Origin of the sequence: Enterobacter sp. Bisph1, from assembly GCF_000814905.1 — a bacterium.
Taxonomy (GTDB): domain Bacteria; phylum Pseudomonadota; class Gammaproteobacteria; order Enterobacterales; family Enterobacteriaceae; genus Kosakonia.
Genome location: NZ_JXAG01000029.1, coordinates 23,512 through 37,653, shown reverse-complemented (window position 1 = coordinate 37,653; position 14,142 = coordinate 23,512). Strand labels below are relative to the sequence as shown.

The 14,142-nt window shown below is 54.9% G+C and carries 17 protein-coding genes and 1 pseudogene; 6 read left to right on the top strand and 12 right to left on the bottom strand.

The features are described 5' to 3' along the window. The 3 genes from RW65_RS04830 to RW65_RS04820 all read left to right on the top strand — a co-directional run bounded on the left by RW65_RS04830 (nucleotide 1) and on the right by RW65_RS04820 (nucleotide 2,795). Nucleotides 1–849 (top strand): SDR family oxidoreductase, encoded by an 849-nt coding sequence (locus RW65_RS04830; RefSeq protein WP_039055535.1) that lies wholly within the window; start codon nucleotides 1–3, stop codon nucleotides 847–849. A gap of 80 nt (nucleotides 850–929) precedes the next feature. Then, on the top strand, nucleotides 930–1,754 hold the full coding sequence (locus RW65_RS04825) for an AraC family transcriptional regulator (protein WP_039055534.1): 825 nt from the start codon (nucleotides 930–932) through the stop codon (nucleotides 1,752–1,754). Nucleotides 1,755–1,829: 75 nt separating this feature from the next. Continuing rightward, nucleotides 1,830–2,795 carry a DMT family transporter gene (locus tag RW65_RS04820; RefSeq protein ID WP_039055533.1) on the top strand — a complete coding sequence of 322 codons (966 nt, stop codon included), beginning with the start codon at nucleotides 1,830–1,832 and terminating at the stop codon, nucleotides 2,793–2,795. A 342-nt stretch (nucleotides 2,796–3,137) separates the two neighbouring features. Here the strand turns inward: RW65_RS04820 and RW65_RS22565 are convergent, their stop codons facing one another. From RW65_RS22565 to RW65_RS04805, 4 genes and pseudogenes are all read right to left on the bottom strand, one after another. Further along, nucleotides 3,138–3,296 carry a hypothetical protein gene (locus tag RW65_RS22565; RefSeq protein WP_156123968.1) on the bottom strand — a complete coding sequence of 53 codons (159 nt, stop codon included), beginning with the start codon at nucleotides 3,294–3,296 and terminating at the stop codon, nucleotides 3,138–3,140. A gap of 77 nt (nucleotides 3,297–3,373) precedes the next feature. After that, nucleotides 3,374–3,664 (bottom strand): transposase, encoded by a 291-nt coding sequence (locus RW65_RS22960; RefSeq protein WP_072037700.1) that lies wholly within the window; start codon nucleotides 3,662–3,664, stop codon nucleotides 3,374–3,376. A 23-nt stretch (nucleotides 3,665–3,687) separates the two neighbouring features. Then, a pseudogene (locus RW65_RS22955) lies at nucleotides 3,688–3,979 on the bottom strand (transposase domain-containing protein); the annotation flags it as partial. A gap of 118 nt (nucleotides 3,980–4,097) precedes the next feature. Then, entirely contained in the window at nucleotides 4,098–5,753 is a 1,656-nt protein-coding gene (locus RW65_RS04805; RefSeq protein ID WP_039055532.1) for a methyl-accepting chemotaxis protein, read from the bottom strand. A gap of 273 nt (nucleotides 5,754–6,026) precedes the next feature. On the opposite strand from RW65_RS04805, the gene ytfE reads away from it, so the two are divergent. Next, complete coding sequence (gene ytfE / locus RW65_RS04800) at nucleotides 6,027–6,689, top strand: iron-sulfur cluster repair protein YtfE (RefSeq protein WP_039055531.1); 663 nt, start codon at nucleotides 6,027–6,029, stop codon at nucleotides 6,687–6,689. A 61-nt stretch (nucleotides 6,690–6,750) separates the two neighbouring features. Here the strand turns inward: ytfE and cycA are convergent, their stop codons facing one another. Both cycA and bamJ read right to left on the bottom strand, forming a co-directional pair. Next, on the bottom strand, nucleotides 6,751–8,163 hold the full coding sequence (gene cycA, locus RW65_RS04795) for a D-serine/D-alanine/glycine transporter (protein WP_039055530.1): 1,413 nt from the start codon (nucleotides 8,161–8,163) through the stop codon (nucleotides 6,751–6,753). Nucleotides 8,164–8,462: 299 nt separating this feature from the next. Next, the gene (gene bamJ / locus RW65_RS04790; RefSeq protein ID WP_039055529.1) at nucleotides 8,463–9,083 is read right to left on the bottom strand and encodes a BamJ family beta-barrel-assembly machinery protein; all 621 of its coding nucleotides are present in this window, start codon (nucleotides 9,081–9,083) and stop codon (nucleotides 8,463–8,465) included. Between the two features lie 261 nt (nucleotides 9,084–9,344). Here bamJ and RW65_RS04785 point away from each other — a divergent pair, with 261 nt between their 5' ends. Further along, nucleotides 9,345–9,980, top strand: a complete 636-nt coding sequence (locus tag RW65_RS04785) for a LysM-like peptidoglycan-binding domain-containing protein (RefSeq protein ID WP_039055528.1) — start codon at nucleotides 9,345–9,347, stop codon at nucleotides 9,978–9,980. 21 nt (nucleotides 9,981–10,001) lie between these two features. Here the strand turns inward: RW65_RS04785 and RW65_RS04780 are convergent, their stop codons facing one another. The 5 genes from RW65_RS04780 to rpsF all read right to left on the bottom strand — a co-directional run bounded on the left by RW65_RS04780 (nucleotide 10,002) and on the right by rpsF (nucleotide 12,563). Then, a complete protein-coding gene (locus RW65_RS04780) occupies nucleotides 10,002–10,931 on the bottom strand; it encodes a DMT family transporter (RefSeq protein WP_039055527.1) in 930 nt (309 codons plus the stop codon). Nucleotides 10,932–11,123: 192 nt separating this feature from the next. Next, a complete protein-coding gene (rplI, locus tag RW65_RS04775; RefSeq protein WP_039055526.1) occupies nucleotides 11,124–11,573 on the bottom strand; it encodes a 50S ribosomal protein L9 in 450 nt (149 codons plus the stop codon). Between the two features lie 41 nt (nucleotides 11,574–11,614). Further along, nucleotides 11,615–11,842 (bottom strand): 30S ribosomal protein S18, encoded by a 228-nt coding sequence (gene rpsR / locus RW65_RS04770; RefSeq protein ID WP_000135199.1) that lies wholly within the window; start codon nucleotides 11,840–11,842, stop codon nucleotides 11,615–11,617. 4 nt (nucleotides 11,843–11,846) lie between these two features. After that, complete coding sequence (gene priB, locus RW65_RS04765) at nucleotides 11,847–12,161, bottom strand: primosomal replication protein N (RefSeq protein WP_039055525.1); 315 nt, start codon at nucleotides 12,159–12,161, stop codon at nucleotides 11,847–11,849. 6 nt (nucleotides 12,162–12,167) lie between these two features. After that, nucleotides 12,168–12,563: a 30S ribosomal protein S6 gene (rpsF, locus tag RW65_RS04760; protein WP_039055524.1), complete on the bottom strand. Its 396-nt coding sequence runs from the start codon at nucleotides 12,561–12,563 to the stop codon at nucleotides 12,168–12,170. Between the two features lie 345 nt (nucleotides 12,564–12,908). Between rpsF and RW65_RS04755 the strand changes: the two genes are divergently transcribed. Continuing rightward, nucleotides 12,909–13,178, top strand: coding sequence for a YdgH/BhsA/McbA family protein (locus RW65_RS04755; protein WP_039055523.1), 270 nt, complete (start codon nucleotides 12,909–12,911; stop codon nucleotides 13,176–13,178). Nucleotides 13,179–13,260: 82 nt separating this feature from the next. On the opposite strand, the gene yjfP is transcribed toward RW65_RS04755, so the two are convergent. Further along, nucleotides 13,261–14,010, bottom strand: a complete 750-nt coding sequence (yjfP, locus tag RW65_RS04750; protein ID WP_039055522.1) for an esterase — start codon at nucleotides 14,008–14,010, stop codon at nucleotides 13,261–13,263. Nucleotides 14,011–14,142 lie beyond the last annotated feature (132 nt).

Here is a 14,142-nt window from a genome sequence, read left to right as displayed (position 1 = left end):
ATGATCGCACTCACCGGCGCGACCGGCCAACTGGGCCAGTTTGTGGTTGCAGAACTGCTGAAAACCGTAGCGGCAAAAGAGATTGTCGCCATCGTCCGTAACCCGGCAAAAGCCGAAGCCCTCGCTCAGCAAGGCGTGCTGGTACGCCAGGCAAATTATGGCGACCAGGCCGCGCTGACCCAGGCGCTGGCGGGCGTGGATAAACTGCTGCTGATTTCCAGCAGCGAAGTGGGCCAGCGCGCCACGCAGCATCGCAACGTGATTAACGCCGCCAAAGCTGCCGGAGTGAAATTCATTGCCTATACCAGCCTGCTGCATGCGGACAATTCGCCGCTTGGTCTGCATGTTGAACATGTCGAAACGGAGAAAATGCTCGCCGAATCCGCTATCCCGTACGCCCTGCTGCGTAACGGCTGGTACAGCGAAAACTACCTGGCCAGCGCACCGGCCGCACTGGCTCACGGCGTGTTTATTGGCGCGGCAGGTGACGGTAAAATCGCCTCCGCCACCCGCGCCGATTACGCCGCCGCCGCTGCGCGCGTCATTAGCGAAGAGGGGCACGCAGGCAAAATCTATGAGCTGGCGGGTGACAGTGGCTGGACTCTGAGCGAACTGGCCGCGCTGCTGGGCAAAGCCAGCGGTAAAAACGTGGTCTACCAGAACCTCAGCGAAGCGGATTTCGCCGCCGCGCTGAAAGGGGCTGGGTTGCCGGAAGCCTTCGCTAACCTGCTGGCGGATTCCGATGTCGGCGCGTCGAAAGGCGGGCTGTTTGACGATAGCTTAAGCTTAAGCAAACTGATTGGCCGCCCAACGACCTCGATTGAAGAGAGCGTTAACGCCCTCTTCTGAGGTTACAAAACGGTTAATTTTTGTAGCCTCCCGCCGGGTCATCCCTAATAATGAAGGTATGACCCGAGCGGAGAGAAGCAGTGGAAGGCGTACCCGAACAGTTTACTGACGAGCGTGATTGCGCAAGCTTTCGTCACCTGGCGTTACTGCCGGGCGTTGAGCTGTACCATGCGCATATCTCGCGCTACGCCTTTGAACCGCACACCCATGAAGCGTTTGGCATTGGCGCGATTGAAGCCGGTGCCGAGCGCTTTCGCTATCGCGGCACCCAATATGTCGCGCCGACAAACTCTCTTGTCACCATGAACCCTGACGAGCTGCATACCGGCGAAGCGGAAACCGCTGATGGCTGGCGCTACCGCATGGTCTATCTCGAACCGGATTTACTGGAACAGGTCACCGGGATTCGCCACTGGTGGTTTCGCGATGTGCTGCGCCACGATCCGCTGCGCACCCGGCAGATTTGTGCACAAATTCATGGGCTATGGCACACGGACGATGCGCTGGCGCAGCAGGGGATTTTACTCAATCTTATCGATACTTTCCGCCCGCTGGCGCACCATGCGCCGCAGCGTGCGGAAGGTGGACATCGCTTTGAGCGCGTTCGCGATTACCTGCATGATAACTATATGCATACGCTCACCCTCGACGAACTGGCAAGGGTGGCGGCACTCAGCCCTTACCATTTCCAGCGCCAGTTCAAGGCGCATTTTCACGTCACGCCCCATCAAATGCTGATGGCGATTCGCCTGTGGCGCGCCAAATCCTTTCTTGCCCAGGGCATGCCCGCCGCCGATGTCGCGGCCGTTACCGGGCTTACGGATCAGTCACACCTGACCCGGGCGTTTACGCATCGCTATGGCATCACGCCGGTCCGTTACCAAAAGCAGGTCACGCGCCGCTAATGCGCAACCTCGTACAATATTCCCGCCAGCACCTCTCCTACACTGAGCATTGCCGAAGTCGATGTGGATAGAAAAATGATTCGTGGTGTGCTGTATGCCCTGCTCGCCGGGCTGTTGTGGGGGCTGATATTTGTCGGACCGTTGCTGGTGCCGGATTACCCGGCAGCGCTGCAATCCACCGGACGCTATCTGGCGCTGGGGATTATCGCTCTGCCGCTGGCATGGCTGGGACGCGCCCGTTTGCGCAAGCTTGCGCGCCACGACTGGTTCACCGCCTTGCGCCTGACAATTATGGGCAACCTTATCTATTATCTTTGCCTGGCAAGCGCCATTCAGCGCACGGGCGCGCCGGTATCGACGATGATTATCGCCACCCTACCGGTAGTGATTCCGGTTTTCGCAAACCTGCTTTATAGCCAGCGTGATGGCAAACTCCCGTGGCGGCGGCTGGCACCCGCGCTGCTGTGCATTGCGCTGGGGTTAGCCTGTGTCAATATCGCCGAGCTGCGCGGTGGGCTGCCGGACTTTAGCGGCTGGCGTTATGGAAGCGGCATTGTGCTGGCGTTCAGCGCGGTGGCCTGCTGGGCATGGTATGCGCTGCGTAATGCCCGCTGGCTGCGAGAAAACCCGGATAAAAACCCGATGATGTGGGCAACGGCGCAGGCGCTGGTGACGCTGCCGGTTTCGCTGGTGGGCTATCTGGCGGCGTGCCTGTGGCTCGGCGCGCAGCAGCCGGATTTCGCCCTGCCCTTCGGCCCGCGTCCGCTGGCGTTTATTGGCCTGATGTTCGTTATTGCGGTGCTCTGTTCGTGGGTGGGCGCGCTGTGCTGGAATATTGCCTGTCAGCAGTTACCGACGGTGATTGTCGGCCCATTGATTGTCTTCGAAACCCTGGCCGGGCTGCTGTATACCTTTCTACTGCGCCAGAGCCTGCCGCCGCTGCTGACGGTTATCGGCATTATCCTGCTGGTGGGCGGCGTGGTGATGGCGGTACTGTCAAAGCCGGAAAAAGCGCGGGTTACTGCCCTTTCTGCAGAATAAAAAACCCGGCATGTGCCCAATGCCAATGGCTCCCTGTTATGGAAGCCGTTATAGTCCGCAGATTAAGGATTGGTCAACGGATCCTTAACCGATCGGCATTGCACAATAATGCGGGTTTTTATTAGGGATCAGTTTGGGGTGTTTCGGCAAAAGTGGTTTTTGATCTGGTGTCTAACGTCCCTGCGAAGAACTGAGGCTCAGTCTTCTGTAGCGCCAGGCTTTAAAAGTTAATACCGGGGGTTGAAAAAACCATGTAACCAACAGGCCGAAAGTCAGGGCCACGCCCCCGGAAATGATATTGTAGAGTTCAGCAAAAAGCACCAGAGCGAGAAAAACCAGTATTTAGCCGATGGTTATGCATAACACCATAACAAAACGTTGCCCCAGTTCCTCGACAACCTCGCGAAGCGTTGATCCGTATCGGCTGATATTGTTATTCAGGTAGGACAAATCCTTTTGTGTGAAACCTGATTCAAGCAATTCCGTTTCAAAACTGGTCATATACGCTTCCCTCCCGCTTTTCGAAATATAATCCGACTTACCTTAATCCAAAACAAATGTGAGCAAACAGTCCCCTGTTATGTCAGTGTGAAATCATCATCGAATAAATGCGCAGCACTGGCGACCCAGTCGGCAATGATTGTGTATTTAATCCCCTCAGCCAGCGAAACCGGGCGAGCAAATTCCAGCATAAAACAATCATCATACGTTTTTTTGAACCCGTATCCGCATTCTTTAGGCCGCTGAAAAAACGCATTATCCGGCAGGCTGCTTTTCAGGTTTCTGAATCCGGCCTCGATTTCCCACCGCGTGTGGTAACGCTCTGCCACCTCTTTTGCTTTATAGCGCTCTGCCGAAAGCGAGGTCAGTTCCGTTTTTCCACGCCATTCAGCTCATATGTCACCGCCCCCAGCCGCTGACGTGCCTGGGTAACCGCGCTGCGGGCCAGCAGGTTCAGACGCCGGACCACATCGATAATGGGCTCATTGCGGTAAAGGCCATAGCCACCACCATCCAGATAACCATGCCGCCCGGTAAACGACGGCGGCGAACTGTTGCATGTTCAGAAAGCGTCAGACAATGTTGTATCCACTGCGCAGGAAGATGTTCCGCAACATCTGTGCGGATGACGGTGGTATAAGCGGAAGGTCACTGAAGTCGAGAAGGTCGTTGAGACGTGGCATAAGAAAACGGCTCCCTGTTATGGAAGCCGTTATAGTCCGCAGATTAAGGATTGGTCAACGGATCCTTAACCGATCGGCATTGCGGCATGTGCCGGGTTTTGATGATGCCAAAGGATTATCAGAAGGTTTCCCAGTTGCCTTCGTTAAAACTCTCACTCGCTTTTACCGGCGCTTTGCCTGCGGGCGTCACCAGCGCGGGGCGGCGGGTGCTGGAGGTACGGTTGAGCTTAAATACCGCCACCGTTTCGGTCAGGCGCGCAGCCTGCTCTTCCAGCGCGGCGGCGGCCGCAGCGGACTCTTCCACCAGCGAGGCGTTCTGCTGAGTGACGCGATCCATTTCGGCAACGGCCTGGCCGACCTGATCGATACCGCGGCTCTGCTCATCGGAAGCAGAAGAGATTTCACCCATAATATCCGTAACGCGGGTGACGGCGCTGACGATCTCGGCCATCGTTTCCCCGGCCTGGTGTACCAGTGCCGTACCTGCGTTTACCCGATTACCGGAATCTTCAATCAGGCCTTTAATCTCTTTCGCCGCCTGCGCGCTACGCTGCGCCAGGGTACGCACTTCTCCGGCAACCACCGCAAAACCACGACCCTGTTCGCCGGCGCGCGCCGCTTCTACGGCGGCGTTGAGCGCCAGGATATTGGTCTGGAAGGCAATACCATCAATCACGTTGGTGATCTGGGCAATTTTGCTGGAGCTGGTGGCGATTTCGTCCATGGTGCGCACCACGCCATCCACGACGTCACCGCCTTTTTTCGCCGTGCCGGACGCATTCAGCGCCAGCTGCGTTGCCTGACGCGCGTTGTCGGCGTTCTGTTTCACCGTGGCGGTCAACTGCTCCATGCTGGCGGCGGTCTCTTCCAGAGACGCGGCCTGTTGTTCGGTACGGGAAGAGAGATCGTTGCTGCCCGTCGAGATTTCGCCTGCGCCGGTATAAATGGTATCTGCACCGTCGCGTACTACGCTCACGGTTTTCACCAGCGATTGCTGCATCTCCAGCACGTTTTGCGCCAGCAGCGCCATTTCGTTTTTGCCTTCGGCATCAATGTCATGGGTCAAATCACCGGTAGCGATGTGGCGAATATGGCCCATTACCGTGCGCAACGGCTGCAGCAACACGCGCTGCATGGCGACCCAGCTCAGAACAATTACCGCCAGCACCACCACCATGACCGTGGTGAGGATCCACAGAATACGCTGGTATTCATGTTCGCTCTGGGTAACACCTTTGTCCGCCAACACGGTTTGTGCATCGCGCCACGCGCGGTAGCTTTTCTGCATAGCAGCCTGCTTGGCTTCGGCATTCTGGCGGAACATCTCTTCCAGGTTGCCCGCCACCAGCAGACGGTTCATTTCCGTCAGCGTCGCATGATAGATGCCGTACTGGGTTTCCAGATCTTTTGATAACGATTTATCCAGCCCCGGCGTTTCCGGGATGCCTTTGTACTTCTCAAAATGCTTCTGCGCCTGGTTCAGCAAATCGGTCGCGGCGCTGGACAGCTCGCTGAGCTGACCGCCGTTAATCTCACCAGCGGTGCTGCTTTGCAAACGCAGCATGGCGCGGTTCAGGGTGACTCGCGCCTGGTTGAGGCTGATCCAGGCATCGGTAAATTCGGAAACGTTCTGGCTGGATACCTGAGAAATGTTGAAGTTGGTTTTGTCATTGTTAAGGGCGCTGATAAACACGCCCGCAGAGATGAGCTGCATGGCGCCAAGCACAACCAATACCATGATTAATAGAGTAATAACTTTTATTCGTTTAAACATTATGGGCCTTTATAACGTGCAGGATATTGTCTAAAGACTGGGTATCGGCAGCCAGCTGGTGATGTTTAATCCACCGACGGCGCAAAACGGAAAAATTTCCAATAAAGACAACGCCTTTCAACGGCTTAAAGATTTAATAATATTTGTGACGAATATCACGGTTTTTACCACAGGAAAGGAATAAGGCACCCATGAATGCCTAAAAAGGGGTATATCTTCGGCTTAAAGATGCATTTAATATACATCTTATAAATTCCACTTGAGGTAACTGCTATGGCTTTCCGCGATCAACCCCTGGGCGAGCTGGCGCTCTCTATCCCCCGCGCCTCCGCACTGTTCCGTAAATATGATATGGATTACTGCTGCGGCGGTAAGCAAACGCTGGGCCGTTCTGCCGAGCGTAAAGAACTGGATATTGATGCTATTGAAGCTGAGCTTGCCGCCCTTGCCGCACAGCCGATTGAGAAAGACTGGCGCATCGCGCCGCTCGCGGAAATCATTGACCATATCGTTGTGCGTTACCACGATCGCCACCGTGAACAGCTGCCGGAGTTGATCCTGCAGGCTACCAAAGTTGAACGTGTGCATGCAGACAAACCGAATGTACCGCGCGGTTTAACCAAATACCTGACCATGCTGCATCAGGAACTCTCCAGCCACATGATGAAAGAGGAACAGATCCTGTTTCCGATGATCAAGCAGGGCATGGGCTCCCAGGCGATGGGGCCGATAAGCGTGATGGAAAGCGAGCATGATGAAGCGGGTGAACTGCTGGAAGTGATCAAACACATTACCAATAATGTGACGCCGCCGGCGGAAGCCTGTACCACCTGGAAAGCGATGTATAACGGTATCAATACGTTGATTGACGATCTGATGGAACACATCAGCCTCGAGAATAACAATCTGTTCCCGCGTGCCCTCGCAGGCGAATAAATAAAGGCGCCCGAGAGCGCCCTGTATCATGGAAGTTTAGAGCCGCTCGCGCGGCTCTTTTTTATGGCTGGCGGTTAGCCATACGCTTTTTACCCGCGTAGAGCCAGCCTGCGCCGAGGATGATAAACCACAAAGGCGTGACCAGCAGCGCCTGGCGGGTATCCGCTTCCAGCGTCAGCAGCACCAGTACAAAGACGAAGAACGCCATGCACACCCAGCACATCACTTTACCCAGCGGCATTTTGTAGCTTGATTTCTCGTGCAGCTGCGGGCGCTGCTTACGGTACACCAGGTACGAACAGAGAATAATCGTCCAGACGAACATAAACAGGATCGCCGAAACGGTGGTGATCATGGTGAAGGCGGCAATCGCGCTCGGATTGACATACAGCATCACCACGCCGCCCAACAGGCAGATACAGGAGAAGGTCAGCCCTTTCGCCGGTACCGCGCGTTTAGAGAGTTTGGCGAAGGCTTTCGGCGCAACGCCATCCTGCGCCAGTCCGAACAGCATGCGGCTGGTGGAGAAGACGCCGCTGTTGGCGGAAGAGGCCGCGGAAGTCAGCACCACAAAGTTGATGATGCTCGCCGCCGCCGGAATACCCACCAGCACGAAGAGTTCCACAAACGGGCTTTTATCCGGCACCACTGAGCTCCACGGCGTCACCGACATAATCACAATCAGCGCGAAGACGTAGAACATAATGATACGCACCGGAATGGAGTTGATGGCGCGCGGCAGGGATTTCTCCGGATCTTTGGTCTCGGCAGCGGTGGTGCCCACCAGTTCAATACCGACAAAGGCAAACACCGCAATCTGGAAGCCGGCGAAGAACCCGCTGATCCCTTTCGGGAACCAGCCGCCGTCATTCCATAGGTGTTCAAAGGAGGCTTCAACGCCGGTCGGCGATTTAAAGTGCATCAGTACCATCGCCACGCCCACGATAATCAGCGCGACAATGGCGACGATTTTGATCATCGCGAACCAGAACTCCATCTCGCCGAACATCTTCACCGTCGCCAGATTAAGGCTTAACAGCAGTAGAACGACCGCCAGCGCGGCCACCCAGTCTGCAAGGCCTGGATACCAGAACTGCGCATAGGCGGTGATGGCGACAACATCCGCCATGCCGGTGACGACCCAGCAAAACCAGTATGTCCAGCCGGTAAAGTACCCCGCCCACGGGCCTAACAGGTCGGCGGCGAAGTCACTAAAGGATTTATATTCGAGATTCGATAGCAGTAATTCGCCCATGGCGCGCATGACGAAAAACAGCATAAAACCGATGATCATATAGACAAATATGATTGACGGCCCGGCGAGGCTAATGGTTTTCCCGGAGCCCATAAACAGCCCGGTGCCGATGGCGCCGCCAATCGCAATAAGCTGAATATGCCGGTTTGTGAGATTTCGCTGGAGCGACTGTTCGGTCGAAACCTGTTCGTCGGCCGCAACCTTAACCTGATCTACCATGATGTATTCCTGTCTGTGTTGTTGGGCTCTACTGGCCTTTTATATATGCTGGTTCCGTCCTGGACGGACGCAAAGATAGTAGGTAAGAATCGGCGGGATGAATACCAGGAATTAAAAACAATGTTAAATATTTGTTTAAAGTGAGTGTCATATCACTGAGCTAACGCGAAACAGGTCACAAAAATACACCTGCTTGCGCCATTTGCAAGATAATCTGTCGACATTGGTTTGATTAACAAAGGATCAGCGCAGTGAGGGGCTGCCCCTCCCCGAACGGGAAGAGGCATTCACGTGGTAAATCAGAGGATTTCGAGCAGTTCCACTTCAAATACCAGCGTGCTGAACGGCGGGATAGAGGCACCAGCGCCGCGCTCGCCGTATGCGAGGTTATGCGGAATGGTCAGTTCCCATTTCGAGCCAACCGGCATCAGCGTCAGGGCTTCGATCCAGCCAGCAATAACGCCGTTAACCGGAAATTCAGCCGGCTCACCGCGGGCAACGGAGCTGTCGAACACGCTGCCGTCGATAAGCTTACCGGTATAATGTACGCGTACGCGGTCGGTACGCGCCGGAATTGCACCTTCACCCTGGGTGAGTACGCGGAACTGCAGGCCGGATTCGGTGCTGTTCACGCCTTCGCGCTCGCGGTTCTCTTCCAGGTATTTAACGCCTTCGGCCGCCATACCTTCAAAACGGGTGCGACGCACCGCGTCGGCACGCTCATGAATTTCACGCAGCGCGCGATGTACCACGTCTACCGGCACAGCAGGTTGTTTGCCTTCCAGCGCATCGGCAATACCAGCAACCAGCGCTTCCGGTAACAGCCCCTCTAACCCGGATTCACTCAGCTGTTGTCCTACCTGCAAACCAATGCCGTAGCTGGCTTGCGCTTCGATCGTGTCAAAAGTTGGGGTTGTCATGGGTTTTCCTTTCATCGCTTTTTAAGGTAGCGCGCAGCATAACAGCCGCGCTGCAGCGGGTAAAACTTTGTCGCAGGAAAGATGACAAATCGCAGGGAAAGGGAAAGAATATTGAAAGTAAGATGCAGCCCCAATTATGTTCACAAAACGACGCTTTTTACCGCCTTTCAGGCAGTTAAAAACGATGCCCACCGCCTTTGCGGGCTAAAGTGTATATACTACGAGACAGGACATTACATGACGCGGAGCAGGAGGAAAGCCATGCCCGGGCGATTTGAACTGAAACCTACCCTGGTGAAAATCTGGCATGCCCCGGACCATTTTCGCCTGATGGATCCGCTCCCGCTAATGCACCGTCGCGGCCTGATCCTTGCTGCGCTGCTGGTGGTTATCGGTATTCTGTTACCGTCCACCGATGATAACAGCCGCAGCACAACGCCTTCCGGCGCGCGTGAAGCGCAGCTTAATCTGCCGAACAGTGCGGATGCACCGCCGCCGCCGGTGGTCAGCGAGCAGGAGGCAAGCGTGCCAAGCGCAGAAGAGTCTATCCAGCAGCAGCAGCCCGAAGCGGAGCCGGTGCAGCAACAGCGCCAGCCGGTGGCGCAGAATACCCTGCCCGCCTCCAGCGGTATTGAGCAGCAGTGGCGTACTTACCGAGTTGAAGAGGGGAAAACCCTGGCGCAGCTGTTTCGCGATCACAATCTGCCGCCAACGGATGTTTATGCCATGGCAAAAGTGGAAGGTGACGGTAAGCCCTTAAGTACGTTAAAAAGCGGCCAGATGGTGAAGATTCGCCAGAACGCGAGCGGCGTGGTCACCGGGCTGACCATTGAAACCGGCGGCCAACCGGTGCTGTTTACCCGCCAGCCGGACGGCAACTTTATCCGCGCACGCTAATGCCCCAGGCCGGGTAAAGGTTTACCCGGCTCGCTTGTTGACCCACCAAATCCCCGAACATACCAATATCAGCGCAACCGCGTATTTGATATCGAGAATCTCTTCCCCCAAGAAAATAGCTGAAAGCACCGTACCGGCGACCGGGATAACGAAATTGAAGGGCGCTATCATGCTGACGCGGTTTACTTTTAACAGCATGCTCCACAGCGCGAAGGCGACCGACGACAGCAGCGTCAGATAAGCCAGCAGCAGCACCGCGCTTACGCTGTACACCTGCAGAGAGCCACCTGACCGATAGCCGCCCGCCAGCAGCGCCAGGCCGCCAATCGCGAGCTGCCAACCGGTCATTACCGTCGGATCCACCGTTTGCGAGATGCGTTTGCCATACAGCGTAGCGGCAGAGAGGATAAAGGCTGCCAGCACAATAAAGCCGTCGCCCTGCCAGACAAAGGTAAAATCGCGCAACCCGCTATGGAAGTTAACCAGCATCACGCCGGCAAACCCTAAACCACAGCCGAGGATTTTGTTATAACTGAGCTTGTCGTTTTGATAGATAAAGTGCGCCAGCAGCACGCTAAAAAAGGTGCCGGTCGCATTCATGATCGAGCCATTCACGCCGGTGGTCCAGGCAAGGCCAATATAGAAAAAGGTATATTGCAGGGTGGTTTGCGTTAAACCGAGCAGCGTTAACTGACCAAACTGTAGGCGGGTTAGTCGGCCGATGGGTTTGCGCTGCACTAGCGCGAACAGTAGCAATAACACGCCAGCGAAGAGGAAACGGTAGCCCGCGAATACCACTTTCGACGGGATATCATCGGTGGCGATATGAAAGAGTTCGTAACCGTTTTTGATAGCCGGATAGGAGCTACCCCAAAGCAGACAGCAGAGCGTGGCGCAGGCATAAGCCACATGACGACGGGCAAACAGCGGCGCAGGCAGAGCGGATTCCATAGCAAATCTCAAAGATAAAATAGCGTTTCACTTTATTATCTGAGGATGCGGGACAAATAGCCACCCTGCGCAGGTAAACCACTCTTTTTAGTGGGCAGAAAAGCAAAACGCCGGCACAAGGCCGGCGCTTCGTTCCCTGTTATCGTGCAGACAAAAGCCTGAACAACTTCAGAGCATCGTCACGAGTAAAAATTACTCAGCAACAACGTTTACAGTCAGTTTAGCGAACACTTCGCTGTGAACCTGGAAGTCCACTTCGTGCTCACCAACGGTACGCAGAACGCCGTTCGGCAGGCGAACTTCGCTCTTCGCAACGTTAACGCCAGCTGCAGTTACAGCGTCAGCGATGTCGCGAGTACCGATGGAACCGAACAGTTTACCTTCGTCGCCTGATTTAGACGCGATGGTAACGGAGCCCAGTGCATTGATGCTTTCAGCACGAGCGTTAGCCGCTGCCAGAACGTCAGCCAGTTTGGCTTCCAGTTCAGCGCGACGAGTTTCGAAAAACTCAACGTTTTTCTTGGTAGCAGGAACAGCTTTACCCTGCGGTACCAGGAAGTTACGAGCGTAGCCCGCTTTAACGTTAACCTGATCACCCAGGCTACCCAGGTTTGCTACTTTATCAAGCAGAATAACTTGCATTACCTTATCCTCTCAAAGTCGTATTAATGGACCGTGACCGATTACTGATGACGATCAGTGTACGGCAGCAGGGACAGGTAGCGAGCGCGTTTGATAGCGCGTGCCAGCTGGCGCTGATATTTTGCACGGGTACCGGTGATACGGCTCGGGACAATCTTACCGCTTTCGGTGATGTAGTTTTTCAGCGTAGCGATATCTTTATAGTCGATCTCTTGAACGCCTTCCGCGGTGAAACGGCAGAACTTGCGACGACGGAAATAACGTGCCATTTGGCTAGTCTCCAGAATCTATCAATTCAATCTGCTCGGCATGCAAAACCATTTTGCTCAGACCGTTCTTTGCCTTGTGGCAACTAATGAACCCCTGAACGGTAATGCGGCTGCCGACCGTTATACTGTGAGTAATGGCCTGGTTCTCCTGCCCGCTGATTATTACAGGCATTTGGCACCACGCCTGCCGGTGAAATCCGGCCTCCTCCTGCACAGAACGGTGCTCAAGCACGAACTGGCAGTGAGGAATTCCTGACGGGCTGACCTTACGAAGCGGCGTCTGACACACTGTGCCGGACAACACCAGGCGGTTGGCCATCAGTAATTACTCTTCAGAATCCCCAGCATCTGCATCATCTGCGGTTTCGTTGGCGAAATCATCGCGACGCTCACGACGCTCATCTTTCGCTTTAACCATCGGAGATGCTTCGGTAACAGCGTGTTTAGTACGCATTACCATGCTACGGATAACGGCGTCGTTGAAGCGGAAGTTTGTTTCCAGCTCATCGATCGCTTCCTGCGGAGCTTCAACGTTCAGCAGAACGTAGTGCGCTTTGTGCAGTTTGTTGATCGGGTAAGCCAGCTGACGGCGGCCCCAGTCTTCCAGACGGTGGATCGTACCTTCTGCTGCAGTGATTGCACCAGTGTAACGTTCGATCATACCCGGAACCTGTTCGCTCTGGTCAGGATGGACCATAAAAACGATTTCGTAATGACGCATCGAATTGCTCCTTACGGATTATTCAGCCTCCTGTCTGGGTCAGCCGTATCCCGGGGAGGCAAGGAACGTGTTAAAGGTCGGCTGAAAAATTGACGCGCCATAATACTGGCCTACCCCGATAAACTCAAGGTCATTGCACAAATAATTCGCACTAAGCGCAAAGAGAAGTCGCTCAGGCGGATTAAAATTAACCACACCGCCCTGCGGCAATTTTTTTGAATAAGTGCATCAGAAAGGGTCGCGATACCTTTTCGGCCTAACGCGTAAACTGTTAATACGCCTCAAAACCAAGGAGGAGAGATGAAAGAAAATTAACAACAATACGTCGTAACGGAGCACAACATCATGAAATACATCGCACTTTTACTCGTCACCCTGCTTTGCGCCAATGCTGCTGCGGCCATTAAAATGACGCCTCAACAAGCCCGCAATATGGACGATGTTCACAGCTTAGGCGTTATCTATATCAATCATAACTTCGCTACCGCGCAGGAAGCAGACCAGGCGCTTGAGAAAGAAGCCGATACGCGCAGCGCCAAATATTACCGTGCAGAACTTATTCATGAGCCGGGCAGCAACGGCAATCTGCACGCCAGTGCCTTTCTCTACCGCTGACCAGATTATTGCGGCCCCGCTATGGGGCCGCGCACCGCAGCATCCCTTTTGCGCCGGTTGCGATAAAACTTCGCCGAATGGCTTAAAGATAACGGCTGAAAAAATCCGTCGTGGCGCTCAGGGCCTGCGGGGTAATTCGATGCTTAACGCCAGCTTCCCACTGCCAGGTCAATTGCGCATCCAGCCCCTGTGCCTGCAATGCCTGCTGTAAACGCAACGACTCCGCCGCCGGCACCACATCATCCTCTTCACCGTGCCACAGCAGTAGCGGGCGATCGGCGACACGCGCCAGCTGGGTGCTGACTTCCCATTCGGCCAGCGGGGCGATTATCGCGTCGAATTCGCGCTGTTGTTGCGGGTTAGTGACCGTTAACGGTGGGAAAAGCCTAGGGGCAAGAGAAGTGAAATAACCTGAACCCATCAGGCTTGCGACACAGCGCACTTCTGCGTGTCGGGTCATTATCCCCAGCGCCGTCATGCCGCCCATTGACGCGCCACCAACCGCCAGGCGCTGCTTATCAATCAACTCGCGCGCCAGTAACGCATCGCGCAGCGCGGCGAACTCTTCAAGATTACCGCGCAATATTTGCCAGAACTGGTGCAAACGGCGTTCAACATTGCCGCTAAAACGCGCGCCGTGCTCCGGCGCGTCTGGCATCACCACGCGAAAACCCGCCTGTGCCAGCGCCACGGCAAAATAACTGTAAACCAGCTTAGAAGAGGCAAAACCGTGATAAAAGACCACACAAGGCAGCGGTTCTGCGCCTTTTCCCGCCGGGAAAGCATGCAGCGCTTCGATACCAGCAAAATGTTCAGTTTGAAGTTCAATCATGACGAGCTCCTTGATCTATAGTGCTGGTATGCCACTGGCAACCTGCTGGCGCAAGTCAGATTTCGTATTAGCCTTCGGCAAGGGTGAGAGATAGCTTACGCTTTCAAAACACTTTCATTCGAAATTAGTGCT